Annotated in this window: 25 protein-coding genes and 1 tRNA gene; 13 read left to right on the top strand and 13 right to left on the bottom strand. The window is 59.3% G+C overall.

Features of this window, described 5'->3' with window-relative positions; genetic code table 11:
* The first annotated feature begins 135 nt into the window (after positions 1 to 135).
* The 3 genes from rlmB to EV660_RS04465 are packed head-to-tail and all read left to right on the top strand — an operon-like array spanning position 136 to position 2,493.
* A complete protein-coding gene (rlmB, locus tag EV660_RS04475) occupies positions 136 to 924 on the top strand; it encodes a 23S rRNA (guanosine(2251)-2'-O)-methyltransferase RlmB (protein ID WP_071481229.1) in 789 nt (262 codons plus the stop codon).
* The gene (locus EV660_RS04470; RefSeq protein ID WP_071481230.1) at positions 893 to 1,915 is read left to right on the top strand and encodes an aldose epimerase family protein; all 1,023 of its coding nucleotides are present in this window, start codon (positions 893 to 895) and stop codon (positions 1,913 to 1,915) included. Before rlmB ends, EV660_RS04470 begins: the two co-directional genes overlap by 32 nt.
* Complete coding sequence (locus EV660_RS04465; protein ID WP_071481231.1) at positions 1,915 to 2,493, top strand: DUF2799 domain-containing protein; 579 nt, start codon at positions 1,915 to 1,917, stop codon at positions 2,491 to 2,493. The genes EV660_RS04470 and EV660_RS04465 overlap by 1 nt, the downstream gene beginning before the upstream one ends.
* Here the strand turns inward: EV660_RS04465 and purN are convergent.
* On the bottom strand, positions 2,477 to 3,070 hold the full coding sequence (gene purN / locus EV660_RS04460) for a phosphoribosylglycinamide formyltransferase (RefSeq protein WP_071481232.1): 594 nt from the start codon (positions 3,068 to 3,070) through the stop codon (positions 2,477 to 2,479). The genes EV660_RS04465 and purN overlap by 17 nt on opposite strands.
* Positions 3,067 to 4,113, bottom strand: coding sequence for a phosphoribosylformylglycinamidine cyclo-ligase (gene purM / locus EV660_RS04455; RefSeq protein WP_071481233.1), 1,047 nt, complete (start codon positions 4,111 to 4,113; stop codon positions 3,067 to 3,069). The genes purN and purM overlap by 4 nt, the downstream gene beginning before the upstream one ends.
* Before the next feature lie 139 nt (positions 4,114 to 4,252).
* Between purM and EV660_RS04450 the strand changes: the two genes are divergently transcribed.
* The 6 genes from EV660_RS04450 to EV660_RS04425 all read left to right on the top strand — a co-directional run bounded on the left by EV660_RS04450 (position 4,253) and on the right by EV660_RS04425 (position 10,054).
* Positions 4,253 to 5,140 (top strand): MBL fold metallo-hydrolase, encoded by an 888-nt coding sequence (locus EV660_RS04450; RefSeq protein WP_071482209.1) that lies wholly within the window; start codon positions 4,253 to 4,255, stop codon positions 5,138 to 5,140.
* A gap of 60 nt (positions 5,141 to 5,200) precedes the next feature.
* A tRNA-Ile gene (locus EV660_RS04445) sits at positions 5,201 to 5,277 on the top strand.
* A gap of 263 nt (positions 5,278 to 5,540) precedes the next feature.
* A complete protein-coding gene (locus EV660_RS04440) occupies positions 5,541 to 6,560 on the top strand; it encodes an amino acid ABC transporter substrate-binding protein (RefSeq protein WP_071481234.1) in 1,020 nt (339 codons plus the stop codon).
* A gap of 108 nt (positions 6,561 to 6,668) precedes the next feature.
* A complete protein-coding gene (locus EV660_RS04435) occupies positions 6,669 to 7,940 on the top strand; it encodes an amino acid ABC transporter permease (RefSeq protein WP_071481235.1) in 1,272 nt (423 codons plus the stop codon).
* Between the two features lies 1 nt (position 7,941).
* A complete protein-coding gene (locus tag EV660_RS04430) occupies positions 7,942 to 9,240 on the top strand; it encodes an amino acid ABC transporter permease (RefSeq protein WP_071481236.1) in 1,299 nt (432 codons plus the stop codon).
* 10 nt (positions 9,241 to 9,250) lie between these two features.
* On the top strand, positions 9,251 to 10,054 hold the full coding sequence (locus EV660_RS04425; RefSeq protein ID WP_071481237.1) for an amino acid ABC transporter ATP-binding protein: 804 nt from the start codon (positions 9,251 to 9,253) through the stop codon (positions 10,052 to 10,054).
* Positions 10,055 to 10,308: 254 nt separating this feature from the next.
* Here the strand turns inward: EV660_RS04425 and EV660_RS04420 are convergent, their stop codons facing one another.
* Positions 10,309 to 10,533 carry a succinate dehydrogenase assembly factor 2 gene (locus EV660_RS04420; protein WP_342773509.1) on the bottom strand — a complete coding sequence of 75 codons (225 nt, stop codon included), beginning with the start codon at positions 10,531 to 10,533 and terminating at the stop codon, positions 10,309 to 10,311.
* A gap of 44 nt (positions 10,534 to 10,577) precedes the next feature.
* A complete protein-coding gene (locus EV660_RS04415; RefSeq protein ID WP_071481239.1) occupies positions 10,578 to 10,997 on the bottom strand; it encodes a helix-turn-helix domain-containing protein in 420 nt (139 codons plus the stop codon).
* A 90-nt stretch (positions 10,998 to 11,087) separates the two neighbouring features.
* Here EV660_RS04415 and EV660_RS04410 point away from each other — a divergent pair, with 90 nt between their 5' ends.
* Positions 11,088 to 12,290 carry a pyridoxal phosphate-dependent aminotransferase gene (locus EV660_RS04410; RefSeq protein WP_071481240.1) on the top strand — a complete coding sequence of 401 codons (1,203 nt, stop codon included), beginning with the start codon at positions 11,088 to 11,090 and terminating at the stop codon, positions 12,288 to 12,290.
* A gap of 63 nt (positions 12,291 to 12,353) precedes the next feature.
* Here the strand turns inward: EV660_RS04410 and mraY are convergent, their stop codons facing one another.
* The 8 genes from mraY to EV660_RS04370 form a co-directional block, all read right to left on the bottom strand.
* Positions 12,354 to 13,439: a phospho-N-acetylmuramoyl-pentapeptide-transferase gene (mraY, locus tag EV660_RS04405; RefSeq protein ID WP_071481241.1), complete on the bottom strand. Its 1,086-nt coding sequence runs from the start codon at positions 13,437 to 13,439 to the stop codon at positions 12,354 to 12,356.
* A gap of 3 nt (positions 13,440 to 13,442) precedes the next feature.
* Positions 13,443 to 14,873 (bottom strand): UDP-N-acetylmuramoyl-tripeptide--D-alanyl-D-alanine ligase, encoded by a 1,431-nt coding sequence (locus EV660_RS04400; protein WP_071481242.1) that lies wholly within the window; start codon positions 14,871 to 14,873, stop codon positions 13,443 to 13,445.
* Positions 14,870 to 16,345, bottom strand: coding sequence for a UDP-N-acetylmuramoyl-L-alanyl-D-glutamate--2,6-diaminopimelate ligase (locus tag EV660_RS04395; protein ID WP_071482210.1), 1,476 nt, complete (start codon positions 16,343 to 16,345; stop codon positions 14,870 to 14,872). Before EV660_RS04395 ends, EV660_RS04400 begins: the two co-directional genes overlap by 4 nt.
* An 87-nt stretch (positions 16,346 to 16,432) precedes the next feature.
* On the bottom strand, positions 16,433 to 18,214 hold the full coding sequence (locus EV660_RS04390; RefSeq protein ID WP_071481243.1) for a peptidoglycan D,D-transpeptidase FtsI family protein: 1,782 nt from the start codon (positions 18,212 to 18,214) through the stop codon (positions 16,433 to 16,435).
* Positions 18,211 to 18,585: a cell division protein FtsL gene (gene ftsL / locus EV660_RS04385; protein ID WP_071481244.1), complete on the bottom strand. Its 375-nt coding sequence runs from the start codon at positions 18,583 to 18,585 to the stop codon at positions 18,211 to 18,213. Before ftsL ends, EV660_RS04390 begins: the two co-directional genes overlap by 4 nt.
* A 7-nt stretch (positions 18,586 to 18,592) precedes the next feature.
* Positions 18,593 to 19,585, bottom strand: coding sequence for a 16S rRNA (cytosine(1402)-N(4))-methyltransferase RsmH (rsmH, locus tag EV660_RS04380; protein ID WP_071481245.1), 993 nt, complete (start codon positions 19,583 to 19,585; stop codon positions 18,593 to 18,595).
* Complete coding sequence (locus tag EV660_RS04375) at positions 19,582 to 20,106, bottom strand: division/cell wall cluster transcriptional repressor MraZ (RefSeq protein WP_084634955.1); 525 nt, start codon at positions 20,104 to 20,106, stop codon at positions 19,582 to 19,584. Before EV660_RS04375 ends, rsmH begins: the two co-directional genes overlap by 4 nt.
* A 729-nt stretch (positions 20,107 to 20,835) precedes the next feature.
* The gene (locus tag EV660_RS04370; RefSeq protein ID WP_071482211.1) at positions 20,836 to 21,906 is read right to left on the bottom strand and encodes an Mrp/NBP35 family ATP-binding protein; all 1,071 of its coding nucleotides are present in this window, start codon (positions 21,904 to 21,906) and stop codon (positions 20,836 to 20,838) included.
* Positions 21,907 to 22,039: 133 nt separating this feature from the next.
* Here EV660_RS04370 and EV660_RS04365 point away from each other — a divergent pair, with 133 nt between their 5' ends.
* Together EV660_RS04365 and EV660_RS04360 are read left to right on the top strand one after the other, a co-directional pair.
* A complete protein-coding gene (locus tag EV660_RS04365) occupies positions 22,040 to 22,465 on the top strand; it encodes an HIT family protein (RefSeq protein ID WP_071482212.1) in 426 nt (141 codons plus the stop codon).
* A 219-nt stretch (positions 22,466 to 22,684) separates the two neighbouring features.
* On the top strand, positions 22,685 to 22,897 hold the full coding sequence (locus EV660_RS04360; RefSeq protein ID WP_100319177.1) for a DUF1127 domain-containing protein: 213 nt from the start codon (positions 22,685 to 22,687) through the stop codon (positions 22,895 to 22,897).
* A gap of 331 nt (positions 22,898 to 23,228) precedes the next feature.
* Here EV660_RS04360 and EV660_RS04355 read toward each other — a convergent pair whose 3' ends face one another.
* Complete coding sequence (locus tag EV660_RS04355; protein ID WP_071481247.1) at positions 23,229 to 25,610, bottom strand: ATP-dependent helicase; 2,382 nt, start codon at positions 25,608 to 25,610, stop codon at positions 23,229 to 23,231.
* A 114-nt stretch (positions 25,611 to 25,724) separates the two neighbouring features.
* Here EV660_RS04355 and EV660_RS04350 point away from each other — a divergent pair, with 114 nt between their 5' ends.
* Positions 25,725 to 26,885, top strand: a complete 1,161-nt coding sequence (locus EV660_RS04350) for an alpha-hydroxy acid oxidase (protein WP_071481248.1) — start codon at positions 25,725 to 25,727, stop codon at positions 26,883 to 26,885.
* The last annotated feature ends 60 nt before the right edge of the window (positions 26,886 to 26,945 follow it).

The following is a 26,945-nucleotide window of genomic DNA, read 5'->3' as shown; positions in this document are numbered from 1 at the left end:
AGGCACAGGCAGGCGTCAAGGGCACAAAAGCCCCCTGCCCCAACTTCTTGCGCCCCCCATTTCGCCCTTGCACCTGCCCCCCGCTCTGCGCATGCTTGGCCTCTGCCGCTGAAAGATGATGAGAGCGATTATACAATGAAGAAACCCGATTGGGTGATCGACAAGGAACGCGCCAAGCGTGCCAGTGCCGCGGCCACGATCTGGCTGTTCGGCCTGCATGCGGTCGAGGATGCGCTGAAAAACCCCGCCCGCGACAAGCGCCGCCTGATCCTGACGCGCAACGCCGCCGACAAGCTGGCCGATGCGGTCGCGGCCTCGGGCATGGAGCCGGAGATCAGCGACCCGCGCAAATTCGCAGCCCCGCTGGATGCGCAGGCCGTGCATCAGGGCGCGGCGCTGGAAGTGCGCCCGCTGGACTGGGGCGATACGCGCAGCGTCTGTGCGCCAGAAGGGGCGCGCGGGCTGGTTGTGCTGCTGGACCGTGTCAGCGACCCGCATAATGTGGGCGCCATCCTGCGCTCGGCCGAGGTTTTTGGCGCGCAGGCCGTCATTGCCACCCAGCGCCACGCCGCACCCGAAACCGGCGCATTGGCCAAGACTGCCAGCGGCGCGCTGGAACGCCAGCCCTATTTGCGTGTGCGCAATCTGGCAGAGGAGATGGAGCTGCTGAAATCGCTTGGCTATGTGATTCTGGGGCTTGATGGCACGGGCGAGGTCAGTCTGGCCGAAGGTCTCGCGCAATTCCCCCCCGGCCCTGTTGCGCTGGTGCTTGGGGCCGAAGGGCCGGGGCTGCGCGACAAGACGCGCGACACCTGTGATCTGATTGTGCGGATTCCGGCGGTTGGTGATTTCGGCTCGCTCAATGTCTCGAATGCGGCGGCGGTGGGGCTGTATGCCGCGCGCATGGCACAGGGCAACGGGTAGCCAGGTGCAGCAAGGCCAGATCACGGAATTCGGCCTTGCCCCCTGCGGCGGGCAGGCGCACAGGGTCGTGCTGCGCACGGACCAGATGGAAGTTGGCATCCTGACCCTTGGGGCGATCCTGAACAGCGTGCATCTGGCGGGGTTATCGCAATCGCTTGTGGTCGGGTTCGACCGCGCCGAGGCGTATGGCGGCCAGAATATCTATTGCGGTGCGGTTGTCGGCCCTGTTGCCGGACGGTTGCGCGGGGCCGAAGCGATGATTGCAGACCAGCTTTGGCGGTTTGTTCCCAATGACGGTGGGCAGCTTTTGCACAGCGGCCCAGAGGGCGTTCATCAGCGCCTGTGGCAGATCACGGATCTTGGGGCAGCACATGTCACGCTGTCGCTGGAACTGGCCCATTGCGAGGGCGGCTTTCCGGGCAAACGCAGGTTTGACGCATGCTACAGCGTCAGCGGCACCACGCTGGCGCTTGACCTGACAAGTCGCACGGACCGGCCCACGCTGGCCAATCTGGCCCCTCATGCCTATTGGAACCTGAGAGGGCGCGGGCCCCTTGCGGGACACCGGTTGCGCGTTGCAGCCGATCACGTGCTGCCGGTTGGCCCGGAATTATACCCGATTGCAGGGCCGGAGCCTGTTATCGGACGTCTGGACTTGCGGCAGGGTCAGCCGCTGGGACAGCCCCCCGGTTATGACCAGTGTTTTTGCCTGTCGCAGACCCGCCAGCCGATGCGCGCGGTTGCCTGGCTGGACCTGTCTGACCAGCCGAACGCTCCAAGCCTGAGTCTGTCCACGACTGAATCCGGGCTACAGGTCCATGATGGCACCACGGACACGCGCCCCTTTTATGGTGTCGCGCTGGAAAGCCAAGGTTGGCCGGATGCGCCGAACCACAACGGCTTTCCATCTATCCTGCTACGCCCGGAGGATGGTCCTTTGACCCAGAGCACAAACTGGACCCTGAACCCCATGCCTGATGGAGGGAACTGATGTTGCGTTTTGCTGCACTTATCTTGATGCTCGCAACCCTGTCTGGGTGCGCATCAATCTCGCGCGAAGACTGTCTAGAGGGCGATTGGGCCGCAGTGGGAGAGCGTGACGGCGCAGCAGGCCGCGAAAGCGAGGCACAGTTTGCCCGCCATGTCACCGCCTGCGCCAAGGTCGATGTCACACCGGAGCGCAGCTTGTGGGATCAGGGCTATGCACGCGGGCTTGTCACCTATTGCACCCCCCAAAGTGGTTTGCGCGAAGGCGAGGCAGGGCGGCGCTATCGCGATGTCTGCCCTGCTGCGAGCGAAGCGCGGTTTCTGCAAGGATATGAGCTTGGTCTGAGCGCACATCGACAGCGTGCACGGATAGTAGAAATCGGACGTGAAATTGCGCAGCTTCAGGGGCGAGGTTCCATTCTGCCACGCGGGGATTTGAGCGAATCCGAAGCAAGGGCTGCGCAGCGCGAAAGACAAGCAGCTCAAAGAGAAATCATGCTGCTGCGCCTTGATCAGAGCATGGCCCGCGCGCAGCTTTTGCGTATCGAGCGTGAAATACGTGCCTTCAGGGCAGCGTTATAAGCCCGCCCTCGCCCAAGGCCACCCGGCGCAGCACCATCGGGTAAAGCTGGTGCTCCAGCGGCAAAATCCGCGCTGCAAGCCTCTCTGGCGTATCTCCGGGCAGAATTGGCACGCGAGCCTGACCAAGAATAGGCCCGTCATCCAAGGCGGCAGTCACTTCATGCACCGTGCAACCTGCCTCGGCATCGCCTGCCTCAATCGCGCGGGCATGGGTGTTCAATCCCTTGTATTTCGGCAGAAGCGAGGGGTGAATATTCAGCATCCGCCCTTCGAATTGTGCGACGAAATCCGCGCTTAACACCCGCATGAAACCGGCAAGCGCAACCAGATCGGGCCGGGCCGCTTGCAGTGGTTTCAAAAGCTCTGCCTCAAAGGCAGTCCGGTCCCCCTTGAACGCGCGATGATCGACCACAGCCGTCGGTATGCCCATTGCCTGCGCCTTGACAAGGCCCCCGGCCTGCGTGTCATTCGACAGCACAAGGCACACCCGCGCGGGATGGTCCCCCTGCATAGACTGCGCCAGCGCCACCATGTTGGACCCCGACCCTGAAATCAGGATCGCGACGCGCTTGTTCATGCCAATCTACCAGAATAGCGGATTCCCGCGCCTTCGCTGACATGGCCCAGCCGGTGCACCTGCTCGCCCGCGTCGCGCAGCAACTCCGTCAGGGCGTCGGCCTGATCGGCGTCAACCACCAAAACCATGCCAATGCCTGCATTGAAGGTTTTCAGCATTTCGGCCTGATCCAGCCCGCCTTCGGATGCCAACCAGCCAAATACCGCGGGCATGCGCCATGAAGCCAGATCAATCTCGGCGCCCAACCCTTCAGGCAAGACGCGGGGCAGATTTTCCGTCAGCCCACCGCCTGTAATATGGGCCAAGGCATGCACCCCGCCCGCGCGGATCGCAGACAGGGCAGGTTTCACATAAAGGCGCGTGGGCGCCAGCAGATCCTGACCAAGACTGGCGGAACCGAAGGGCGATGGCGCATCCCAGCCCAGCCCCGCCAGTTCCACCACCTTGCGCACAAGGCTATAGCCATTGGAATGGATGCCATCAGACGATAGGCCAAGCAAGACATCACCCAGCCCAACCCCGGCGGGCAGATCCGCGCCGCGTTCCATTGCACCAACGGCGAAACCGGCAAGGTCAAAATCCTTGGCTTCATACATGCCCGGCATTTCCGCTGTCTCACCACCGATCAGCGCACAGCCTGACAGGCGGCACCCTTCTGCAATGCCGGTAATGATGCGTGTGGCCGCTGGCACATCCAGCTTGCCAGTCGCAAAGTAGTCGAGAAAGAACAGCGGCTCTGCCCCCTGACACACCAGATCGTTGACGCACATCGCCACCAGATCAATCCCGATTGTATCCAGATGGTCCGTATCAATGGCGATTCGCAGCTTCGTGCCAACACCATCGGTCGCAGCGACAAGGATAGGGTCCTGATAACCTGCCGCCTTCAGGTCGAACAGCGCACCGAAACCGCCCAGACCAGCCATGACACCCGGACGTGTCGTCGCCTTCGCGGCGGGCTTGATCGCATCTACCAGCGCATTGCCCGCGTCGATATCGACCCCGGCCTGCGCATAACTCAGTCCATTCTTGCTCTCTGACATGGTGACAGCCCCTTGCAGCCGGGTTCAGGTTCAGCCGCGCGATACCCGATCAAGGCTGGCAGGGCAAGCTGCCAAGCCCTTGAAGCACTCAGATGAATGCCTATTTCATATTCAAAGATTTATATTAATGAGGATCAACATGCGAGAGTCATCAGTGCCATCCCCCATCGTGCGCGCCTTCTTTGACCGCCCCACCGGCAGCCTGCAATATGTGTTTCACGACCCCAAAACCCGCCACGGCGCAATCATTGACCCGGTCTGGAACTATTACCCAGAGGCCGGGGCCGTCACCACAGAAAGTGCAGATGAAATCCTGGACTATGTCCAGGCCGAAAAACTGACCATTGACTGGATTCTGGACACACATCCACATGCCGACCATTTCAGCGCCGGGCCATACTTGAAAGAGAAACTTGGCGCACCGCATGGCATTGGCGAAAAGGTGACAGAGGTTCAGAAAATCTGGAAGAAACTGTATAACCTGTCTGATGATCTCTCGACCGATGGCAGCCAGTGGGACAGGCTGTTTGCCGAAGGTGACACATTCATGATTGGCGAAATCCCCGTGAAGGTAATGTTTTCGCCGGGTCATACCCTTGCCTCTATCACGTATGTCGCTGGGGATGCGGCCTTTGTGCATGACACACTGATGATGCCGCCCTCCGGCACCAGCCGCGCAGATTTTCCGGGCGGCAACGCGCTGGACCTGTGGAATTCCATTCGCGAGATCCTCGCACTGCCTACGCAAACACGGCTTTATATCGGGCATGACTACCCGGCTTCTGGCGATGCGCCGCAATATATGGCCACTGTCGCCGAACACAGATTGTGCAACCGCCACGTCAAGGACGGGATCAGCAAGGACGAATTCCTTGCGGCACGACAGGCACGGGATGCGACGCTGAAACTGCCCGCACGGATGCTTGAAGCCCTTCAGGTCAATATACGGGGTGGTCGCCTGCCTGCGCCCGAATCCGACGGCAACTGCTATCTCAAGAAACCGATTGGAAAGTTTTCACCGCGCTGAAAAACTGCATGCTGCGGTCTCTTGACGCCCCGCAGCTTTGCCCTTAGCACCGCATCTGGCGGGCCTGTAGCTCAATTGGTTAGAGCAGAGCGCTCATAACGCTTTGGTTGGGGGTTCGAGTCCCTCCGGGCCTACCACCTTCGGGCACAGGAATTCGTGCCCGATCAGTTGGATCCACTTCGCTTTTCTGTCACTTAGAACAAAAGCCCGATTGCCGCCCAACAAAGCGGCGATTTCTCTAACATCAAACCTCAAAACAAATCTTGACTTGACCTCGTTTAAGGAATCGGGACAAATCTAGTACCGCGTCCAGACACTTATACTGCTGGCCAGGAACTCCCACGATCTCCCGATAATCGGGGCAGACCGCCGCAAAGGCGGCGACAACAGAGAGGTTGAAATGAAAAAAACTGTATTCGTCGGCGCACTTAGCGCCGCGGCATTTAGCGCTGGTCTGGCTCATGCCCAGACGACGTTGGAAACAGTGCAGAATCGCGGTGAACTGATCTGCGGATCGAACACTGGCCAAGCCGGCTTCGGCGCACCGGATGCCAATGGCGTATGGCAAGGGTTTGATGTGGGTTTTTGCCGCGCGCTTGCTGCGGCTGTATTGAATGACCCGAATGCTGTGACCTTTGTTCCGCTGACCAGCCAGACCCGCTTCTCGGCGCTGGCATCCAGCGAGGTAGATGTCCTTGCACGCAACACGACATGGACCTTTGTGCGCGATGTGGACCTGAACCTGACATTTGTCGGCACCAACTACTACGACGGTCAGGGCTTCATGGTCACACGTGATCTTGGCGTCAGCTCGGCGCTGGAACTGGATGGTGCGACTGTCTGCATCGAGACAGGGACAACAACCGAATTGAACCTTGCCGACTATTTCCGCGTCAACAACATGAGCTACGAGCCGGTGCCGGTCGATACAGCGGCCGAAGCCCAGCAGCAGTATCTCGCCGGCGCTTGTGACGTCTACACAACTGACGTGTCGGCACTGGCCTCCAGCCGTGCTGCCTTTGCAGAGCCGGGCGATCACGCCATCCTGCCAGAGGTCATCTCTAAAGAGCCTCTCGGCCCTGTTGTGCGCCACGGCGATGACCAATGGGCTGATATCGTCCAGTGGACATTGTTCGCGCTGATCGCAGCGGAAGAACTGGGCGTAACATCGGCCAATGTCGAAGAGTTGAAGGCTGGTAGCAACAACCCCGAAATCAACCGCCTGCTCGGTGTCGAAGGCGGGTTTGGTGAAATGTTCGGTCTTGACAACGAATGGGCCGCGCGCGCCATCGCAGCGGTTGGCAATTATGGCGAACTGTTTGCAAGCACCATCGGCGACCAGACTCCGATCGGTCTTGCCCGTGGCCTGAATGCACAGTGGACCCAAGGCGGCCTGCTTTACGCACCACCTTTCCGCTGATCTGAAAAATATACGCACCCCATCACGGGGTGCGTTTTTTTCAATAATATCAAGTTGAAGCAGCGACATCTGGCGCGGGAACAACCGTGCCAATGAGTGGGGTCTTTCATGTCTAGCACAACTGATCCGCGCTTGGCGGAAGCAGCGCCAAAGAAGCGGGCCTTTCACCCAAGCATGCTGCTCTACGACCAGCGCTACCGCTCTATCACCATTCAGATCTTTGCGCTATTTCTGTTGATGCTGGGCGCTGCCTGGCTCATCGACAATGTTATCAATAATCTGCGCCTGCTGGGGCGGACATTCAGCTTCAATTTCCTCTGGCAGTCTGCGGGTTACGACATCAACCAACGCCCGATTGAATATAACAGCCAGATGACACATGGCCGGGCAGCGCTGGTCGGTTTTCTGAACACGATCATTCTGGCGATCATGGGATGCGCCCTTGCGACGATTCTGGGTGTGCTTGCCGGTGTGTTGCGCCTGTCCAGCAACTGGATCGTGTCGCGGCTTGTGACGATCTATGTCGAGATTTTCCGCAATATTCCGACCCTGATCTGGATCCTGATTTTTGGCGCCGTTATGGCCGAAAGCATGCCCGCGCCTTCGACATTCCGGGGTGATGATCCTGCATCGAGCATGCTTTTCGATGCCATCGCGATCACCAATCGAGGCGTCTATATTCCGGCCATCATGTTCACGACCGAACTGGGCGTGTTACCCCTTGGCCCCATTTCGCCCTCATGGAACTGGGTGCTTATCCTTGCCGTTCTGGTCGCCGGGGTATTTGCCAACAAGTACCTTATTGCCCATGCCACGCGCGTCCAGAATGCGACAGGCATCCGCCCCAAGACATGGTGGAAATCAATCCTCGTTCTGTTTGGGCCGGTTATCCTGATTTTCATCGGCCTTGGCGCTTATCTTGAATACCCGGAATTGCGCGGCTTCAATTTCGCGGGCGGGACACATCTGCGCAATTCATTTCTGGCAATGTGGCTGGGGCTTGGCATCTATACCGGCGCATTCATCGCAGAGATCGTGCGCGGTGGTATCCTCGCCATAAGCAAGGGTCAGACCGAAGCGGCCTTTGCCCTTGGCCTGCAACCCGGCAAAACCATGCGGCTGGTTATTCTGCCACAAGCCTTGCGGGTCATCATCCCGCCGCTGATTTCGCAATATCTGAACCTGACCAAGAACACCTCCCTTGGCCTGGCTGTCGGGTATATGGACCTGCGTTCTACACTTGGCGGAATCACTATTAACCAGACCGGTCGAGAGCTGGAGGGGATGCTATTGCTGATGGCTGTCTATCTGGCAATCAGCCTGACCATCTCGGGTTTGATGAATGTCTACAATTCCCGCGTCAAACTGAAGGAGCGATGAGATGAGCGATACCCACGCCCAAACCGTCGCCTTTGTGCGCAATGAAATGATCGCCCCCTCAGACCCGCCGGCGCGCGAAGCGGGGGCTGTGAAATGGCTGAGAGAGAACCTGTTTTCAGGTGTCCTCAATACCTTTCTGACTGTCGTTTCCTTGCTCATCGTCTGGTATGCGCTTGCCGCAATCGGGCCTTGGCTGCTGAATTCGGTCTGGACCGCAGGGTCCCTTGCCGAATGCCGCGCCATCCTTGATGGCACCAGTGGCGCCTGTTTCTCGGTCATCACGGATCGCTGGCATCAGTTGCTGTTTGGCTTCTATCCGCCGCAACATTACTGGCGGCCTGTGCTTGCACTTGCGCTGCTATTCGCCGCGCTGGCGCCTGTTCTGTTCACGGCCCTGCCGCGCAAGCTATTGCTTTTTACCGCCATCTATCCCTTCGTCGCCTATCACCTGCTCTGGGGTGGGTCGGTCTGGTTTCCTGTCTCGGTCGCATTGGGCTTTGTCGCGGGTATATTGGCCTATCTGATCGTCGCGCGCGTCAGCACCTTGATCGCCGTTTTCGCAGCCATTCTTGCGCCGGTATTCTGGTGGACCTTCGCGGCTGGAGCATTCGATCAGACCATGAGTGGCATCCTGCCGCTTGGGTTGGAGTTTGTGCGCTCTGACAGGTTTGGGGGGTTCCTGATCTCGCTGATCATCGGCATCTCCGGCATTTCGCTATCACTGCCCATCGGCATCTTGCTGGCACTTGGGCGGCAGTCAGACATGGTGTTCCTGAAATCTGTCTGCGTCGTCGTGATCGAGTTCATCCGCGGTGTGCCGCTGATTACATTGCTGTTCACGGCATCGCTTCTGCTGAACTACTTCCTGCCGCCCGGAAGTGCGTTTGACCTGATCTTGCGCGTGATCATCATGGTAACGCTCTTCGCCTCGGCCTATATGGCCGAAGTCATCCGGGGCGGGCTGGCAGCCCTGCCCAAGGGCCAGTATGAAGCGGCCGATGCGCTGGGGCTGAACTACTGGAAGGCGCAGCGCCTGATCATCATGCCCCAGGCGCTCAAGATCTCGATCCCCGGCATTGTGAACACTTTTATCGGCCTATTCAAAGACACAACGCTGGTCGTCTTCATTGGCCTTCTGGACCCGATTGGTCTGTCCAATGCCATCCGCGCGGATACCAACTGGAATGGGATTTACTGGGAATTGTTCATCTTCATCGCCGCGCTGTTTTTCATCTTCTGTTTCGGCATGTCGCGCTACTCCATGTATCTGGAGCGCAAGCTGAAAACCGACCACAGGTAAGGATATTGTCATGACCGAGATTCAGCTTGATCCAGGCATCGACCGCGAAATTGACACCAGCGCCATGAAAGTGACCGACGAGGTCGCGATCCAGATCACGGCGATGAACAAGTGGTACGGGTCTTTCCACGTGCTGCGTGACATCAACATGACCGTCAATCGTGGCGAACGGATCGTGATCTGCGGCCCCTCGGGTTCCGGGAAATCCACCCTGATCCGCTGCATCAACCGGCTGGAAGAGCATCAGGCCGGACAGATCATCGTCGATGGCACCGAATTGACAGGTGATCTGAAGAATATCGACAAGGTACGCTCTGAAGTCGGAATGGTGTTTCAGCATTTCAACCTGTTCCCGCATCTGACCATCCTGGAAAACTGCACGCTTGCGCCAATCTGGGTGCGCAAGGTGCCCAAGCGCGAAGCCGAAGAAACGGCAATGCATTTTCTGGAAAAGGTCAAGATTCCCGAACAGGCGCTGAAATATCCCGGACAGCTCTCAGGCGGGCAGCAGCAGCGCGTCGCAATTGCGCGCTCGCTGTGCATGAAGCCGCGCATCATGCTGTTTGACGAACCGACATCTGCGCTTGACCCCGAGATGATCAAGGAAGTGCTGGACACCATGATCGCGCTGGCCGAAGAGGGGATGACCATGCTGTGCGTGACCCATGAGATGGGCTTTGCGCAGGCTGTGGCAAACCGTGTGATCTTCATGGATCAGGGGCAGATCGTGGAACAGAACAAACCGCGCGAGTTCTTCAACAACCCCCAGTCGGACCGCACCAAACTGTTCCTGAGCCAAATTCTGGGGCATTGACGGCACAGGACAGGTGTGTGGCCGCTTAGCAGGTCTGTGCCCACGGCACTGTCACGGATTGGTTTTCTAGACGGTATTGCGCGGCTTTTCTGCCGATAGGTACAGACTTAGTACCTTAGGGTAGCGAAGCCGCGCAGCGATGTGCGGCGGGCTGACGCCGTTGACTCCGCGCGTGGTGGATCAATCCCAACACTCCGCCATCCCACTCCGCCAGCATAAAATCGGTCGCATCAATAGACAAACAGGGTAGGAGGCTATCGCCCCACCCCGCTTGCGCGCGCAATCTCTCCTAGCAACGGCATAAGCCGCTCTGGGCGTGTCTTTGTACCCGTGATCCAAAGATACAGATCTTGATCGTTTTCATCCAACAACCGCTCATAGGCATCGAGCTCGTCGGGGCCGAGTTGCCCAATATGCGCATCGGCATAGGGGCCAAGGATCAGGTCCATTTCCTTCATGCCCCTCCGCCATGACCGCATATGCAGTTTTTTCAAACGCGCCTCTTGTGGCGAAACCTCCATGCTCAGAACGCCTCTTTCAGGATCAGCCGCAATTGCTTCTCCGCCTTGCCCATGCGTGTCGCAAGCTGGGTCATCTGTGCACGCATCTGCTGTACGTCCTTGAGAAGCGCCTGCGCGCCCTCGGCCAGCTCCTCGGTTGAGGCAGGTTCCGGCACACCGTCCCCCTCACCCGTCAGCAGCCAGCGAATGGAGACATTCAGCAGCCCCGCCACCATCTGCAATTTATTCGCACGCGGTTCAGAGGAGTCGTTTTCCCAACCCTGCACGGTTTTCAGCTTTACCCCCAGACGGCGGGCAAGCTGGGCCTGACTTAGGCCTTGCGCATCCCGCGCGGCCGTCAGCCTGTCCCCGAATGTGGCATGGTCGCCTGAAAACCAATCCGTCACCTCGGCGCTGTCCGAAACTTGAGGTGTATCTGTCATATCGCATCCTTCCCGATTTTATTATGCTTGAATGGCTGCATGTCGCACCATATGGAATGCACGCCCGAGTTACAAACTGGAGTTTCCCTCATGGCCTTCCTGTCTGACACATTATCCCGCGTGAAGCCTTCGCCGACCATCGCTGTCACAACCAAGGCAGCCGAACTGAAAGCCGAGGGCCGCGATGTGATCGGACTCGGCGCTGGTGAGCCTGATTTTGACACGCCCCAGAACATCAAGGACGCGGCAAAAGCGGCCATTGATGCAGGGAAAACGAAATATACCGCTGTCGATGGTATTCCCGAGTTGAAAAAGGCCATCTGCGCGAAATTCAAACGCGACAACGGGCTGGACTATTCGCCCGCACAGGTGACCATCGGCACCGGCGGCAAGCAGGTGCTGTATAACGCACTGATGGCCACGCTGAATGCAGGCGATGAGGTGGTGATCCCTGCGCCATACTGGGTCAGCTACCCCGATATGGTGCTGCTGGCAGGCGGCGAGCCGGTGATTGCCGAAGCCACAGCTGAAACGGCCTATAAATTGACACCAGAGGCGCTGGAGGGCGCCATCACCCCGAAAACCAAGTGGCTGATCTTCAACTCTCCCTCCAACCCGACAGGCGCGGGGTACACATGGGACGAATTGAAGGCGCTGACCGATGTGCTGATGCGCCACCCCCATGTCTGGGTCATGTCCGATGACATGTATGAACACCTTGTCTATGACGATTTCAAATTCTGCACACCTGCTCAGGTTGAACCCGGATTGTATGAGCGGACCCTGACAGTCAATGGCGTGTCCAAAGCCTATGCGATGACAGGCTGGCGGATCGGCTATGCGGCAGGGCCGGTCGAGGTGATCAAGGCCATGGGCAAGATCCAGTCGCAATCCACGTCAAACCCTTGCTCTGTCAGCCAATGGGCGGCGGTCGAGGCGCTGAACGGCCCGCAAGACTATATTGCCGAAAACAACAAGACCTTTCAGCGCCGCCGTGACCTGGTGGTAGACATGCTGAACGCGGCTGAAGGGATTGTCTGCCCGGTGCCGGAAGGGGCGTTTTACGTCTATCCGTCGATTGCGGGCTGCATTGGCAAGACATCGGCAGGTGGCGCAAAGATCGTCGATGATGAAGCCTTTGCAACGGCACTGCTGGAAGAAACCGGCGTCGCTGTTGTCTTTGGCGCGGCCTTTGGCACATCGCCCTGTTTCCGCGTGAGCTACGCAACCTCTGACGAGGCCCTGCGCGAAGCCTGCACACGGATACAAAAATTCTGCGCCGGGCTAAGCTGATCCGGACACAGGCGGGGGCGCTGCCCCCGCACCCCCGGAGTATTTCCGGCAAGAAAATGAGGATCAGCGGATCTTCAGGGTTGCCAGTCCGATCAGCGCCAGGACCAGTGCAATGATCCAGAACCGGATTACGATCTGTGGTTCTGCCCAGCCCTTCTTTTCGAAATGATGGTGAATCGGAGCCATCAGAAAGACACGCTTTCCGGTGCGTTTGTAATAGAGCACCTGAATGATGACGGACAAAGTTTCGACCACGAAAATACCGCCGACAATACCCAGAACGATCTCATGCTTGATCACCACGGCAATCGCCCCCAGCGCGCCTCCGAGCGCGAGAGAGCCGGTATCGCCCATGAACACGGCCGCAGGCGGGGCATTATACCATAAAAAGCCCAGCCCGCCGCCACAGAGCGCGGCAACGAAGATCAGCAACTCCCCCACGCCCGGCACGTAATGGACATCCAGATATGAGGTGAAGTCGACCCGCCCGACGGCATAGGCAATCACCCCGAGCGTGCCCGCCGCGATCATCACTGGCATGATTGCCAGACCATCCAGACCATCTGTCAGATTCACGGCATTGGCGGCCCCGAGGATAACAAAGGCGGCAAAGGGCACGAAGAACCAGCCCATATTGACCAGCACCTCCTTGAATACCGGCACGGCAAGCTGGCCTGTCAATTCTGTCGGGTGCAGATACATGGCCGCCACAGCCGCAGCGATTCCGATCGTGGTGCCCATCAGCAACCGGACTTTTGCTGGCACGCCTTTCACATTGCCCTTCGAGACTTTGGACAGGTCATCCGCAAACCCGATCAGGCCGAAGCCCACCGTGACAAGCAACACAATCCAGACATAGCCATTGTCCAGCCGCGCCCAAAGCAGCGTTGACAAGGTCAGCGCAGACAGGATCAGAAGCCCGCCCATTGTGGGCGTGCCGGTCTTGGTCAGAAGATGGCTTTCGGGCCCGTCTTCGCGAATAGGCTGGCCATTGCTCTGGCGGCGGCGCAACATGTTGATCAGGGGCTTGCCGAAAATGAAACCGAACACCAAAGCTGTCAGAAACGCCGCACCCGCCCGGAAGGTAATATACCGAAACAGATTGAAGCCCGGAACAGTATCGGCAAGTTCGGTCAACCAAAAAAACATGTTCTACTTTTCCTTTGCGTTGCGCATCTTCACATCAAGATTGCGCAGACGGTCCACCACCCGCGATACGAAGCTGGATTTGGACCCTTTCACCAAAACAATATCACCCGGTGAGACAAGCATATGGACAATGCGCGCCAGATCGTCAGCTTGTGTCACCAGCCGCCCGCGTTTGCGTTGTGGCAGACTGGCATGCAGCGCTGCCATGCGCGGCCCCACACAATGCACCAGATCAACACCACTCATGGCGGGCAGGTCGCCAATCGCCTTGTGAAGGGCGGCTTCCTGTGGCCCGAGTTCCAGCATATCACCCAGAATCGCGATCCGGCGCCCCGGTTGCCCCGATTGGGCACGCGCTGGTTTCAGTGAGGCCAGAAGATCCAGCGCCGCTTCGACAGATGCCGGATTTGCATTGAACGCATCGTCAATCAGGGTGAAATGCAACTGTTCAACTGCGTCCAGCGTGATGGTTTCGCGCAGCCCACGCCCGGAGGGGGGCTGCCATCGGCCCAGCGCCATGGCCGCACGCACCAGATCAAGCCCAAGCGCTTGGGCAACGGCAAGACACCCCAATGCATTCATCCCGAAATGCGCACCGGAATTGGCCAGACGGACCGCCAGACGCGTGTCACCAATCTGGGCGCGCATGACAAGGGCTGTCTCGGTCTGGGTCATGTCATGCATGCGAACCAGATCAGCCCCCGCCCCGAACGGGTAGAGTGTCGCGCCCGCCTGCTGCGCCGCAGCTTCGAGGATGGGGCTGGTGGGCAGGTCACACGGATACACAGCATCACCACCGGGTGTTAGCCCCTTGAAGATACTGGCTTTCTCATGGGCAATTCCATCAAGATCGTCAAAGGCTTCAAGATGTGCCGCCGCGATTGTGGTGATCATGGCGAGATGCGGTTGCGCAAGGCAGGCAAGTGGCGCGATCTCGCCGGGATGGTTCATTCCGATTTCGATCACGGCAAAATCCGCCGCAGGGTCCAGCCGCGCCAGAGTGATCGGCACCCCCCAATGGTTGTTGAAACTTGCCTCGGCGGCATGTGTCTGGCCGAAATCGGACAGCATCTCGCGGAGCATTTCCTTGGTCGATGTCTTACCCGCAGACCCTGTCACGGCGATGACACGGGCCTTGGCGCGCGCACGACCAGCCGCACCAAGCGCCGTCAGCGCTGCCATGACATCTGGCACGATCAGAAGCGGTGCATCCGCGGCCACGCCTTCGGGATGGTGCGATACAAGCGCAGCCGCAGCCCCTTTTTCAAAGGCTTGCGCGACAAATTCATGCCCGTCGCGCGCTGCACTCAGCGCAACAAACAGATCGCCCGGTTGCAGGCTGCGCGTATCAATCGAAATGCCGCTTGCGTGCCAGTCTGACGTTGCGCGCCCACCCGTCGCCTGTGCCGCGTCCTGTGCACTCCATAAGCTCATGCGCGGGCCTCCAGCGCGGCGATGGCCACAGAGGCCTGCTCGACATCATCAAAGGGATAGACCGTGTCACCGACGATCTGTCCGGTTTCATGACCTTTGCCCGCAATCAAAAGCGCATCGCCCGGCCCCAAAGCATCGACCGCGCGCAAGATCGCCTCTGCCCGGTCGCCGACTTCATTCGCTTCGGGACAGGCCAGCAAGATTTCATTGCGAATGACAGCGGGATCTTCGGAGCGCGGGTTGTCGTCGGTCACATAGACCACATCGGCATTTTCAGCAGCCGCCTTGCCCATCAAGGGCCGCTTGGTGCGGTCGCGGTCACCGCCTGCACCAAAGACAACAAGAAGCCGCCCCATCACATGCGGGCGCAAGGCCTGAAGCGCGACTTCTAGCGCCGCCGGGGTATGGGCGTAATCAACAAAAACCGGGGCGCTATTGGCGCGGGTGCCCGCAAGCTGCATCCGCCCGCGCACCCCCTCCAGCCGCGACAGGCGCATTGCCACCTCTCGCATATCGGCACCACAGGCCAGCACCAGCCCGACCGCAGCCAGAACATTTTCGGCCTGAAACCCGCCAATCAGGGGCAGATGCTCTTGATACACACGCCCATCATAAGAAAAGCGTAAAACCTGTCCGGCGGCATCAAATCGTTGCCCCAGAATACGGATGTCGGCGTCTTCATCATGGCCAATCGTCAGCGTACCCTGACCACGCATCTCTGCAATTTCCAGAAATGACGCGCCGGAAGGATCATCTGTGTTAATCACCGCCACTCCGTCATCGGGCAGCACGCGGTCAAAAAGCTGCGCTTTGGCAGCCTGATATGCGGCCATTGTGGCGTGATAATCCAGATGGTCCTGCGTCAGGTTTGTAAAGGCGGCCGCGCATAGCCTTACCCCATCAAGCCTGCGCTGATCCAGCCCGTGGGAAGAGGCTTCCATCGCGGCATGTGTGACGCCGGATCGCGCCATATCGGCCAGCAAGCGGTGCAGGGTGATCGGGTCAGGGGTCGTATGTGCGAGAGGGGCAGAATAGGCCCCCTCAATCCCGGTGGTCCCGATATTCGCAGCCTCATGGCCCAGATGCGCCCAGATCTGGCGGGTAAAACTGGCGACAGATGTCTTGCCATTGGTGCCTGTCACCGCAACCATCTTCTCTGGTTGTGCGCCAAACCAAAGCGCAGCCGCACCGGCAAGCGCCGCACGTGGGTCTTCGGCCAAGACCAAAGCCACATCAGCGCCCGCCAGCACATCGCTTGCAATCTCGGCACCTTCGCGGTCCGTCAGAATGGCAGATGCGCCCATGCGCAAGGCATAGGTGATAAACTCTGCGCCATGCACACGACTGCCGGGAAGCGCGGCGAATAAGCCACCTTCTTTGATCTGGCGGCTGTCAATGGCCAGACCCGTGACAACAGCGTTCCCGCCGCGACTGGGGCTAAGACCCAGGGCCGAGAGCGGACGGGGGGGCAGATCGGTCACGCGCTGGCTCTCCTTGCCTACAAGATCGGGGTAGCGCCTGTTACCCCAGTTTGGACTGCGTGTTCAATGGCCCTGTGCTTATCTGGCAAGGCCCAATGTGGCATTTGCGACATCCAGCGAGACAGGGCGCAGACCAAGTAGTGGGGCTACGCGACGCGTGATCTCTGCCGAAACGGGAACGGCTGTCCAACCGGCAGTGCGGCGCGGCTCTGGCCCGGTGGTGTCAACCGGCTCGTCCAGTGTGACAACCAGCACATAGCGCGGCTCATGTGCGGGAAAGACGCTAGCAAAGGTCGCGAGCACAGCATCTTTCTTGTAGCCGCCCCCCCGCGGATTGGGCTTGTCGGCTGAACCGGTCTTGCCCCCGACCGGATAGCCGGAAATGCGCGCGAAAGAGGCGGTGCCTTCCTGCACAACCTGATGCAACATGACCTTTTTCTGCTCTGACGTACGCTCAGATATGATCTGCGGCCCCGTTTGCACCCTGTCCTGACGCAGCAAGGTTGGCGTCACCTTACGCCCGCCATTGACAAGCGCAGCATAGCCTGCCGCCAGTGCCAGCGGGCTGGTGGACATGCCATGCCCGTAGGAAATGGTCATCACCGACAGGTCTGACCAGCGGTCAGGCAGAAGCGGTCGCGCACGCGCGGCTTCCGCCAGTTCCAGCGGCATCGTGTCCAGCAGACCGAATTTGCGCAGGAATTCCTGCTGCCGCTCTGCCCCGATGGACTGCATGATCCGCGCTGTCCCGATATTGGACGATTTGACCATCACATCCTTGACCGACAGTTCAGGCCCGTAGTTGCGGAAATCGCGAATACGAAAGCGCCCCCATGTCAGCGGACCGCGCGTGTCGATGATCGAGTCGGGCGTGACAAACCCCTCATCCAGCCCCTGCGCGACGGCAAAGGCTTTCATGACCGACCCCAACTCGTAATACCCCTGCACCGCACGGTTGAACAACGGGCTGTCCGCCGGTTCCCCTTCAGTAGGTGGCGCAGGCCGGTTATTTGGGTCGAAATCAGGCAGCGAGACAAGGCTGATCACTTCACCGGTGAAGACATCCATCAACACCGCGGTTGCGCCGTGCGCGTTCAGCATCTGCTTGCCGCCCTCAAGCACTTCGGTAACGGTCGCTTGCACCGTCAGGTCAAGCGACAACTGCAAGGGCTGGTCAATCTGCGCCGGGTCGCGCAGCCGTTCGTCAAAAAACAACTCTGTTCCGGCAACACCGATCACCTCGGCGGCGCGCACACCTTGTTGCCCGAACGTCGCGCCCCCCAGAACATGGGCGGCCATGCGGCCATTTGGATAAAGCCGCATCTCGCGCGGGGCGAATAGCAAGCCCGGCTCGCCGATATCATGCACCGCTTGCATCTGTTCGGGCGACAACCGCGTTCTGATCCATGCGAATCGCCGGTTTGGATCGGTGAAGCGGGCGGCCATGCGCTGCGCATCAATATCAGGAAAAATCTCGGCCAGCGCATGGGCCGCGCCTTCGGGGTCAACCATACGATGCGTTTCAGCATACAGCGCATGCGTGCTCAGATTGGTTGCCAGCACGCGGCCCTCACGGTCAAGAATATCCGCGCGTGCGCTGGAAATATCTTCTGGCAGGCCACGCGCCAGCTCCAGCGGCTCGGTCGCGGCCAACAGGCCCATGCGCGCGCCAAGGACAACAAAGGCACACATGAACATCAGCGCGACCGCAAGCAAGCGTGTCTCTGCCCGACCGCGCGCCTGATCGCGCGCCGCTTCCTGCCGCAACCTGCGGTTTTCACGCTCAATCAGGTCCGGGTTTTCGCCTGTTTCCCGCGCGCGCAAGACGCGGGCCAGCGGGCGTAAGGGGGTACGGATCATGGCAGCACCTCCTCTGCATAGGCCGATAGCTGCTCAATCTCTCCCGATAGTTCAATCGTATCAAACACGTCTGTACGGGCCGCCGGCATGGGGTAGGCCACCTGACCGATTTCACCAAAATGGGTGCCGGTGATCGGCACCAGCTTCAACCGCTCGAAATTCAGATCGACCAGTTCACGCAGACGGTCAGGCCGATTCAGGTAAGCCCATTCCGCGCGCTGAATGCTGAGCGCCTCGTTCAGTGCGACGATTTCTCTTTCCAGCGCCCTTTGCGCATTCATGGCCTGCTGGGTCATGTGATTCTCACGATATGCCCACGCAGCCAGAGCGATCACTCCCAGCGCCGTGCACAGATACAGCAGACTTCTCATTCCTACCTCACCTTGATCTTTCCAGTGTCAAACGGGGAAGCCCCAGAATTTGCCGATCAACAGGTTCTGCCGGGCCGTCCAGACGTTCCGCCATGCGCAGCCGGGCAGAGCGCGCGCGCGGGTTCCGGGCAAGTTCTTCGGCATCCGCACTCACGCCGCGCCGCTCTATCAGGCGAAACCGCGGCGCTTCGGTCGGGGCTTCGGGTGCAAACCGGTTGGCACGCCCGCCCTGCCCCGCACGCGCGGCCAGAAAACGTTTGACGACACGATCTTCCATCGAATGAAAGCTGACAACGGCCAGCTTTCCGCCGGGTTTAAGGGCGCGCTCGGCCGCTTCCAGTCCTGCAACAAGGGCATCAAACTCGGCATTGACGGCGATCCGCAACGCCTGAAAGCTACGCGTGGCGGGGTGGCTTTGGCCCGGTTTCGGCCTTGGCAGGCAGCCGCTGACAATCGCCGCAAGCGTCAGCGTTGTTTCAATCGGCGCGTCCTGACGTGCGCGCGCAATCGCACGCGCTATCCGGCGTGACGCCCGTTCCTCGCCGAAATGATACAGAATATCGGCAAGTTCCCCCTCATCCAGATCATTGACCAGATCACGCGCAGACAGGCCCTCTTGCGACATGCGCATATCCAACGGGCCATCCTTGGCAAAAGAAAAGCCGCGCTCGGCCTGGTCCAACTGCATGGAAGACACACCAAGGTCCAGCACAACGCCATCAACCTGACCGCCGGCATGTTGGTCAAGCTGGGCGAAATTTCCTGCGACCAACCTTATCCGTTCCCCATAGGCCGCCGCCCAGCCCTCGGCCATTTGCAGCGCCAGCGGGTCACGGTCCAGCCCGATCACCTGATCCGCCCCTGCCTCCAGCAGGGCGCGCGCATAACCGCCAGCGCCCAGCGTGCCATCCAGCCAGACCCCGGTTATCGGCGCAAGATGCGCAAGAATGGGGTCAAGCAGGACAGGTATATGCGGGCTATCGGAATTGCTGGACATCATGGATCAAGGCGCGGACTGCGCGACGGATTGGGCAACAGGACTCGCGGATCATAATCAGGGCCTTTGCCCATCATCAGGTTCTCGGTCTGGGAACTGTAGGTTGCCTCGAAAGTGGCTTCTTTCCAGATCTGGAAATGGTCGTTGCGCCCCATAAAGCGGGCCTTTTCATCTGCGTCTAGCTCCAACTTCTCGCGCAGATAATTGGGCAGAATGATACGCCCGTCTTCGTCAATCTGCGCCTCGATGGAATTGGCGTGATAGGTCAGTTCCATCAGGCTGCGCTCGGAGGATCCGGGCTGCATCATATCAATGCGGTCCTCGATCTCTTCCATTGCGGTGATGGTGAAACAATCCAGACGTTTCTGATATTCCAGCCCGGCCACGATGATGAAGTTGGGGCGCAGGCCCTCTTTCCAATCCGGGTCGCCCTGTTCAATCACACGCCGGAAGGAGGCAGGGACCGAGACGCGGCCCTTTCCATCCACCTTCTGGTGAAACGTGCTTCTGAACCTGCGTGCCACTGCCCGGCGGTCCTTTAATCAATGCCGCGCCCGGGATTGGGTCGGCGCAAATGAAAACGGCGGATCGAGCTGCTGCCAGTGCTCGATCCGCCGACTGTCCCATCGCTGGGTGCCCGGTTGGCGCTCGCTCCTTGGGGGAAGGAGGGGGATGCTGCTCGCGAGCGCGCCGGATCTATTTTCTTCTTTGATAAAGCGGGTGCCTGTATGAATTGTCTGCCTCGGTTGGGGTCTTGCTGCCCCGTGCTGCCCGTTTATCTTGCTAACCGGAATGACATGGAACTTCATGGTCATCAAGAAAAAAGATCATGACATCCACCCACCCCAAGAGCCATGCGGTGAAGATTCAGCCACAAAATCCGGCGCGTGTAGCTAGAATATAGCTATATGTTGTGAGAACAAATTTAGAACTGACCAAAATAGGGTTAACCTGAATTCCGCGCACGGGCACAAAACTCCAGACCATAAAATTCCAACGCTATCGCGTAAACAGGCAGAATGTTGCTAATGAGCAACGGTTTTTGTGCCGAAAATATTCGAGACTCGCAGCCAAGGCCGCAAAAACATCGCTGTGAGCTTCGAATCACGCCGAATCACAGCGCAGTGATTCGGCAAAGAGGGTCTCGTGAACGGAATTTCCAATGCGGACCATGAAATCCCGGCGACCACCATCAGCGGGTGCCATGAGATTCCATGGCGTTGATCGTGGGCAAGGTTGCAGACGCTTCCAGACTAAAGACTCTCGATCACCCGTGCCGCCATACGCTCATAGGCTTTCGCAACCGGGCTGTCAGTTGCCGCGACAGGAACGCCCCCATCGCCTGCAAGGCGCACCTCCACGCTCAGGGGCAACTCGCCCAAAAACGAAAGCCCCTGCTTCTCGGCCTCAAGTCGCACACCGCCTTCCCCGAAGATATGCTCCTCGTGGCCGCATTTGGGACAGATGAAGGTGGACATATTCTCGATCAGGCCAAGGACAGGTGTTTTCAAGGTGTGGAACGCCCGCAATGCCTTGCGCGCATCCAGCAAGGCCACATCTTGCGGCGTGGATACGACAATCGCGCCACGCACGTCGAATTTGGAACACAGCGTCAGTTGAATATCACCTGTGCCCGGCGGCATATCGACGATCAATACATCCAGCGCGCCCCATTCCACCTGTGTCAAAAGCTGCTGCAAGGCCCCCATCAGCATCGGCCCGCGCCAGATCACGGCGTCATCTTCTTTCAGCATCAGCCCGATTGAGATCATGGTGACACCATGCGCCTTCAGTGGAATGATGGACTTGCCATCGGGCGATGCCGGCCTGCGGTCTACGCCCATCATACGCGGCTGGCTAGGGCCATATATATCCGCATCCAGCAACCCTACGCGCAATCCATGCCGGGCCAGGGCAACCGCAAGGTTGGAAGCAACGGTTGATTTGCCGACCCCTCCTTTGCCAGAGCCAACCGCAATAATATTCTTCACACCCGGTACAGACTGCTTGTCAGGTTGCTGTGTCGGATGCCGCCCCAACTTCAGAGAGGGCGCAGCCTTGTCCGATTTGGCCGCCGGGCCATGCGCGGTCAGGGCGACGGACACGCGGTTCACACCTTGCAGCGCGGAAATGGCGTCCTCTGCGGCCTTGCGCACCGAGGCGAGTTTCTGTGCCGCTTCCGGGCTGTCGGCCTCTATCACAAAACGCACGGCCCCTTCGTCAACAATCAGCGCGCGCACCAGATCGCGCGAGACAAGTGTGCCGCCATCAGGCAGTTCCACTTTCTCAAGCGCGGTCAAAACATGTTCGCGTGTTACTGTCATGGCGTGTTCCCCCTTATCTTTCCGGGGGAACATGGCCATTTTTGCGCCAACGGCAAGCCCACAAGCGGATCTGCGACTCAATTGCACAGCAACAATCGCTGTGCCAAAAAAGAAAAAATTCTTGGAGGGTCGCTTGGAAAACTGTCTTTTCTGCAAGATCGCCGCAGGCCAGCTTCCTGCATACAAGATATATGAGGATGCCGATATCCTCGCCTTTCTGGACTTGCACCCCATCCGTGAAGGTCATGCCCTCGTGATCCCGAAAGAACACCATGTCTGGTTCGAGGATCTGCCCCCGGCATTGGCAACCCAGATGACAACATGCGCGCAACAGATCGCCCGCGCCATGAAACAGGTTTACCAGGTAGAACGGGTCGCCATGTTCTATACCGGGATTCATGTGCCCCACGCCCATGCCCATGTCGTACCCATGCACCACGTGCATGATGTCACATCAGCCGCATACTTGCGCGAGGGGCCAGACAGCTTCACCACCCCGCCGCAAATTCCGGCCGAAACGATGGCCGAAGTCGCTGCCTTGCTGCGCAGAACCCTCTGACCGGCAGTTCGGAATGCCAAGCTACATGTTTTCTGCAAGCGCTTTGAGCGCCTTATGCGCTGTTTGACCAAATGGTAAGCAATTTAAAAATTACCTAGCGTAAACATGACGTCAGCGCATAGCCGCATTGCAGCAAATTCCATTGTGCAGTCGCAGCAAAATGTTATCTTCAACTCAACGCGGGAAAGATAGCCGCACAAAGTCGAAGGTAGCGTAACGATGACGCACACTGTTGAAAATCTAAGCGGTTTGGACGGAAATTTCAGTTTCGGGTCCCTGATGGCGCGCATGACCGACAAAATCAGCCGCCGCCGCGTATACAATAAAACCCATGCAGAGCTGAGCCAGCTCAGCACGCGGGAGTTAGATGACCTCGGGATTTCCCGGTCCATGATTTCGCGCCTCTCCTACGAGGCTGCATACGGAAAATAAGAGTTTCGGGCCTTTCTCCTCCTCCTCCCTGAAAGGCCTGAATGCGACGGTGACCCCTCCTCCTCCCTTGAGGTCACCGCCACACATTCCGGCAAGGGCCAAAAGCCCAAAACCGGAGACGAGACGTCGCCCCACTCCTCCTCCCTTGGGGTGCACGTTGGAACGATCTGGCCCTCCTCCTCCCTGGCCATGTCGTTCCGTGAATACCCGGCCTTTTGGCCGAAAAGCTTGCTAGGGCCCTTTCCTCCTCCCTAGGGTCTTGCAAAATTGGCGACAGTCCCCTCCTCCTCCCTGGGACTGTCGCCTTTTTCATTTCCAGTCTTGTGTAGGGTCAGAACGGCACGTCATCGGCCTGTTCTGCAGGGACGATGAATTTCGCCACAACATGGCGCGCACCCGATTTCTCGAATTCGATAAACAGCTTGTCCCCCTCGACCAGAGAGACGCGGCCATAGCCGAATTTCTGGTGGAAAACCCGCGCCCCAATCTCGAAGGCGGGTGCGGATGTCCCGTCAATCACCATATTGCGCGCCTCACGCGGTTGGCTGACCGGGCGTTCATTGGCCGATTGCAACCGCCGCCACCCCGGCGAATTATAGACATCGGCACGTTGCGCGCGATCTTCAATCGTGCTGGCAACATGTCCCATCCCGCCACCATACAGACCGGGCGGGGTCAACACTTCGACATGCTCGGCGGGCAATTCATCGACAAAGCGCGACGGCATCTGCGACTGCCATTGGCCATAGACGCGCCTGTTTGCGGCGAAACTGATCGTGCAAAGCTGCTCGGCACGGGTAATGCCGACATAGGCCAGCCGCCGTTCTTCCTCTAACCCCTTTAGCCCGGATTCATCCATAGAGCGTTGCGAGGGGAACAAACCGTCTTCCCATCCGGGCAGGAACACGACCGGAAATTCCAGCCCTTTGGCACCATGCAAGGTCATGATGCTGACCTTGGCCTCTGAGTCATCGCTGTCATTATCCATGATCAACGCAATATGCTCCAGAAACCCTTGCAGGTTCTCGAAGGATTCCAGCGCCTTGATCAGTTCCTTTAGGTTTTCCAGCCGCCCCGGCGCTTCGGGTGTCTTGTCGTTCAGCCACATCTCGGTATAGCCCGACTCTTCCAGAATCTGCTCTGCCAGTTCGATATGGTTTTGCGCATCTCCGTCCGGGCGCACGATCTCGATCAGGTCATCTTCCGCCTCGGCAACGCCTGTCGTGCCAACCGCCCTGTGCCAGCGCGCGATATTCTCGACCAGCGCGCGCAATTGCCCCGCGCCCTTGCCCTTGATCTCACCCGCCTCGATCGCAAGTGCCGCACCTTGGACCAGCGACACATCATGCGCTCGCGCCACGCGCTGGATTGTCTGCTGCGCCTTGTCACCCAAGCCCCGTTTGGGGGTATTGACGATACGCTCGAACGCCAGATCATCGCCCGGACTGACCGCAAGGCGGAAATACGCCATGGCATCGCGGATTTCCATGCGTTCATAAAAACGCGGCCCACCGATCACACGATACGGCAGGCCAATCGTCAGAAAACGGTCCTCGAACGCGCGCATCTGGTGGCTTGCACGCACAAGAACCGCCATCTGGTTCAAGCTGAAGTAGTTTAACCCGCGCGTGCCGCGGCTCAAATCCTCGATCTGCTCGCCGATCCAGCGCGCCTCTTCCTCGCCATCCCAATGGCCGATCAGCCGCACCTTTTCACCCGCACGCGCTTCGGTCCACAGGGTCTTGCCAAGCCGGTCCTCGTTCCCGGCGATCACTTGCGACGCTGCGGCCAGAATATGCGGGGTAGAGCGGTAATTCTGTTCCAGCCGCACGACGGTAGCGCCGGGGAAATCACGCTCAAAGCGCAGAATATTGCCCACTTCGGCCCCGCGCCAGCCATAGATCGACTGGTCATCATCGCCCACACAGCAAATATTCTTGTGCCCTTCCGCCAGCAGGCGCAGCCACAGATATTGCGCGACATTGGTGTCCTGATACTCATCGACCAGAATATAGCGAAAGCGGTCCTGATAGCTTTTCAGCACATCGGGGTGGGCCTGAAAGATCGTCACGCAATGCAGCAGCAGATCACCAAAGTCACAGGCATTCAGGGTTTTCAGCCGGTCCTGATAGGCGGCGTATAATTCTGTCCCGCGATTGTTGAACGCGTTGGCCTCAGCGCTTGGCACCTGATCGGGCCGCCATGCGCGGTTTTTCCACTGATCAATGATTGACGCCAGCAACCGCGCGGGCCAGCGCTTGTCGTCGATATTGGCCGCAGCGATCAATTGTTTAAGCAAGCGTAGCTGGTCGTCACTGTCCAGAATCGTGAAATTGGACTGCAACCCCACCAATTCCGCATGGCGGCGCAGAAGTTTTGCGCTGATCGAATGGAAGGTTCCAAGCCAGGGCATGCCCTCGACAGCCTCGCCCAGATAGCCGCCAACGCGCAGTTTCATTTCGCGCGCGGCCTTGTTGGTAAAGGTCACTGCCAGAATCCCCGAAGGATAGGCACGGCCAGAATTCAACAGATGCGCAATCCGCGCGGTCAGGGCCTTGGTCTTGCCCGTGCCTGCCCCTGCCAGCATCAGCACCGGGCCATCCAGTGTTTCGACAGCCTGACGCTGCGCCGGGTTCAACCCGTCCAGATAGGGTGCAGGGCGCGCGGCCATCGCGCGGGCGGAAAGCGGAAGATCGGCATTGAAATCTGACATGGTGCGGACTCTAGCGCGGCCAGCCCCGCAGGGGAAGCGGTGTTCTGCATGTGTTCCAGAAGATTTTGCGCATAGCCATTGGCAAGCGCTGCGCGCCGGATATAGTCGCACCTCATGAGCCCTGATCTGCGCTACCCCGCCTTGTCCGATCTGAAAGCCACGTGCAAACGCCGCGTGCCGTGGTTCGTTTGGGAATATCTGGACAGCGCAACGGGCCGCGAGTCGGTCAAGCCGCGCAACCGCGCTGAATTGGATAAGGTACTGTTTCGCCCGGCCATATTGCGCGGGGCTATCGTGCCGGACCTGAGCACCCGGTTTCTGGGGCAGGACTACGCCATGCCCGTTGGGGTCGCGCCAATTGGCATGTCCGGGCTGATCTGGCCGGGCGCAGAAGCCGCGCTGGCAGGCATGGCGCAAGGCACCCGCCTGCCCTATTGCCTGAGCACCGTTGCCACGCGCCTGCCCGAAGAGATTGGCCCTATCGCGGGCGATATGGGCTGGTTTCAGCTTTACCCACCCAAAGACCCTGCAATCCGCGCCGATATCCTGACCCGCGCGCACAAGGCGGGGTTTCGGGTGCTGGTATTGACGGTTGATCTGCCCGGCCCCTCTCGGCGCGAGCGGCAGTTGCGCGCGCAGCTTGCCATTCCCCCCAAACTGACCCCGGCGATGCTGTGGCAAATCGCGCAGCGCCCTGCTTGGGCACTGGGAACCCTGCGCCACGGCCAACCCCGCCTGCGCCTGATGGAAGATTACCTGAAACTCGATGGCAACGCCCCCTCGACCGCCCATCCCGGCTATCTGCTGCGCGCAGCCCCGGATTGGGATTATCTGCACGCCGTGCGCGCCTTGTGGGAAGGTCCGCTTGTGGTGAAGGGGGTTCTGGACCCACAAGATGCAGACCCTTTGCGCGCCGCCGGGGTCGATGCGATCTGGGTGTCCAATCATGGCGGGCGGCAATTCGACGGTGCGCCCCCCGCGCTGGATGCCCTGCGGCAAATTCGCGCGACACTCGGCCCGGAAATGCCCCTGATCTACGATGGCGGAATTGAAACGGGCCTTGATGTGCTGCGCGCACTCGCCTTTGGCGCTAATTTTACCATGATGGGACGCGGGTGGCATTACGCGCTTGGGGCCCTTGGGGCACAGGGGGGCAGCCATCTGGCACAGATCCTGCGCGACGATATGGCCAGCAACATGATGCAAATGGGCATCACCCGCCCCGAACAAGCCGCAACGCAGGGATGGGCACCCAGCCCCGCCCCTGAATCCTAACGAACTGTTGCAAATGCTTTACGATCACGCAGAAATCAGTCTAGAAACCTGACCAAGACC

The organism is Roseinatronobacter bogoriensis DSM 18756 (genome assembly GCF_004366635.1).
Taxonomy (GTDB): domain Bacteria; phylum Pseudomonadota; class Alphaproteobacteria; order Rhodobacterales; family Rhodobacteraceae; genus Roseinatronobacter; species Roseinatronobacter bogoriensis.
This window is presented reverse-complemented; position numbering and strand designations above follow the sequence as displayed.

Coding starts and splice junctions, on each gene's coding strand:
- rlmB (WP_071481229.1), top strand. CDS start 136: ATGAAGAAACCCGATTGGGTGATCGACAAGGAACGCGCCAAGCGTGCC.
- EV660_RS04470 (WP_071481230.1), top strand. CDS start 893: ATGCCGCGCGCATGGCACAGGGCAACGGGTAGCCAGGTGCAGCAAGGC.
- EV660_RS04465 (WP_071481231.1), top strand. CDS start 1,915: ATGTTGCGTTTTGCTGCACTTATCTTGATGCTCGCAACCCTGTCTGGG.
- purN (WP_071481232.1), bottom strand. CDS start 3,070: ATGAACAAGCGCGTCGCGATCCTGATTTCAGGGTCGGGGTCCAACATG.
- purM (WP_071481233.1), bottom strand. CDS start 4,113: ATGTCAGAGAGCAAGAATGGACTGAGTTATGCGCAGGCCGGGGTCGAT.
- EV660_RS04450 (WP_071482209.1), top strand. CDS start 4,253: ATGCGAGAGTCATCAGTGCCATCCCCCATCGTGCGCGCCTTCTTTGAC.
- EV660_RS04440 (WP_071481234.1), top strand. CDS start 5,541: ATGAAAAAAACTGTATTCGTCGGCGCACTTAGCGCCGCGGCATTTAGC.
- EV660_RS04435 (WP_071481235.1), top strand. CDS start 6,669: ATGTCTAGCACAACTGATCCGCGCTTGGCGGAAGCAGCGCCAAAGAAG.
- EV660_RS04430 (WP_071481236.1), top strand. CDS start 7,942: ATGAGCGATACCCACGCCCAAACCGTCGCCTTTGTGCGCAATGAAATG.
- EV660_RS04425 (WP_071481237.1), top strand. CDS start 9,251: ATGACCGAGATTCAGCTTGATCCAGGCATCGACCGCGAAATTGACACC.
- EV660_RS04420 (WP_342773509.1), bottom strand. CDS start 10,533: ATGCGGTCATGGCGGAGGGGCATGAAGGAAATGGACCTGATCCTTGGC.
- EV660_RS04415 (WP_071481239.1), bottom strand. CDS start 10,997: ATGACAGATACACCTCAAGTTTCGGACAGCGCCGAGGTGACGGATTGG.
- EV660_RS04410 (WP_071481240.1), top strand. CDS start 11,088: ATGGCCTTCCTGTCTGACACATTATCCCGCGTGAAGCCTTCGCCGACC.
- mraY (WP_071481241.1), bottom strand. CDS start 13,439: ATGTTTTTTTGGTTGACCGAACTTGCCGATACTGTTCCGGGCTTCAAT.
- EV660_RS04400 (WP_071481242.1), bottom strand. CDS start 14,873: ATGAGCTTATGGAGTGCACAGGACGCGGCACAGGCGACGGGTGGGCGC.
- EV660_RS04390 (WP_071481243.1), bottom strand. CDS start 18,214: ATGATCCGTACCCCCTTACGCCCGCTGGCCCGCGTCTTGCGCGCGCGG.
- ftsL (WP_071481244.1), bottom strand. CDS start 18,585: ATGAGAAGTCTGCTGTATCTGTGCACGGCGCTGGGAGTGATCGCTCTG.
- rsmH (WP_071481245.1), bottom strand. CDS start 19,585: ATGATGTCCAGCAATTCCGATAGCCCGCATATACCTGTCCTGCTTGAC.
- EV660_RS04370 (WP_071482211.1), bottom strand. CDS start 21,906: ATGACAGTAACACGCGAACATGTTTTGACCGCGCTTGAGAAAGTGGAA.
- EV660_RS04360 (WP_100319177.1), top strand. CDS start 22,685: ATGACGCACACTGTTGAAAATCTAAGCGGTTTGGACGGAAATTTCAGT.
- EV660_RS04355 (WP_071481247.1), bottom strand. CDS start 25,610: ATGTCAGATTTCAATGCCGATCTTCCGCTTTCCGCCCGCGCGATGGCC.
- EV660_RS04350 (WP_071481248.1), top strand. CDS start 25,725: ATGAGCCCTGATCTGCGCTACCCCGCCTTGTCCGATCTGAAAGCCACG.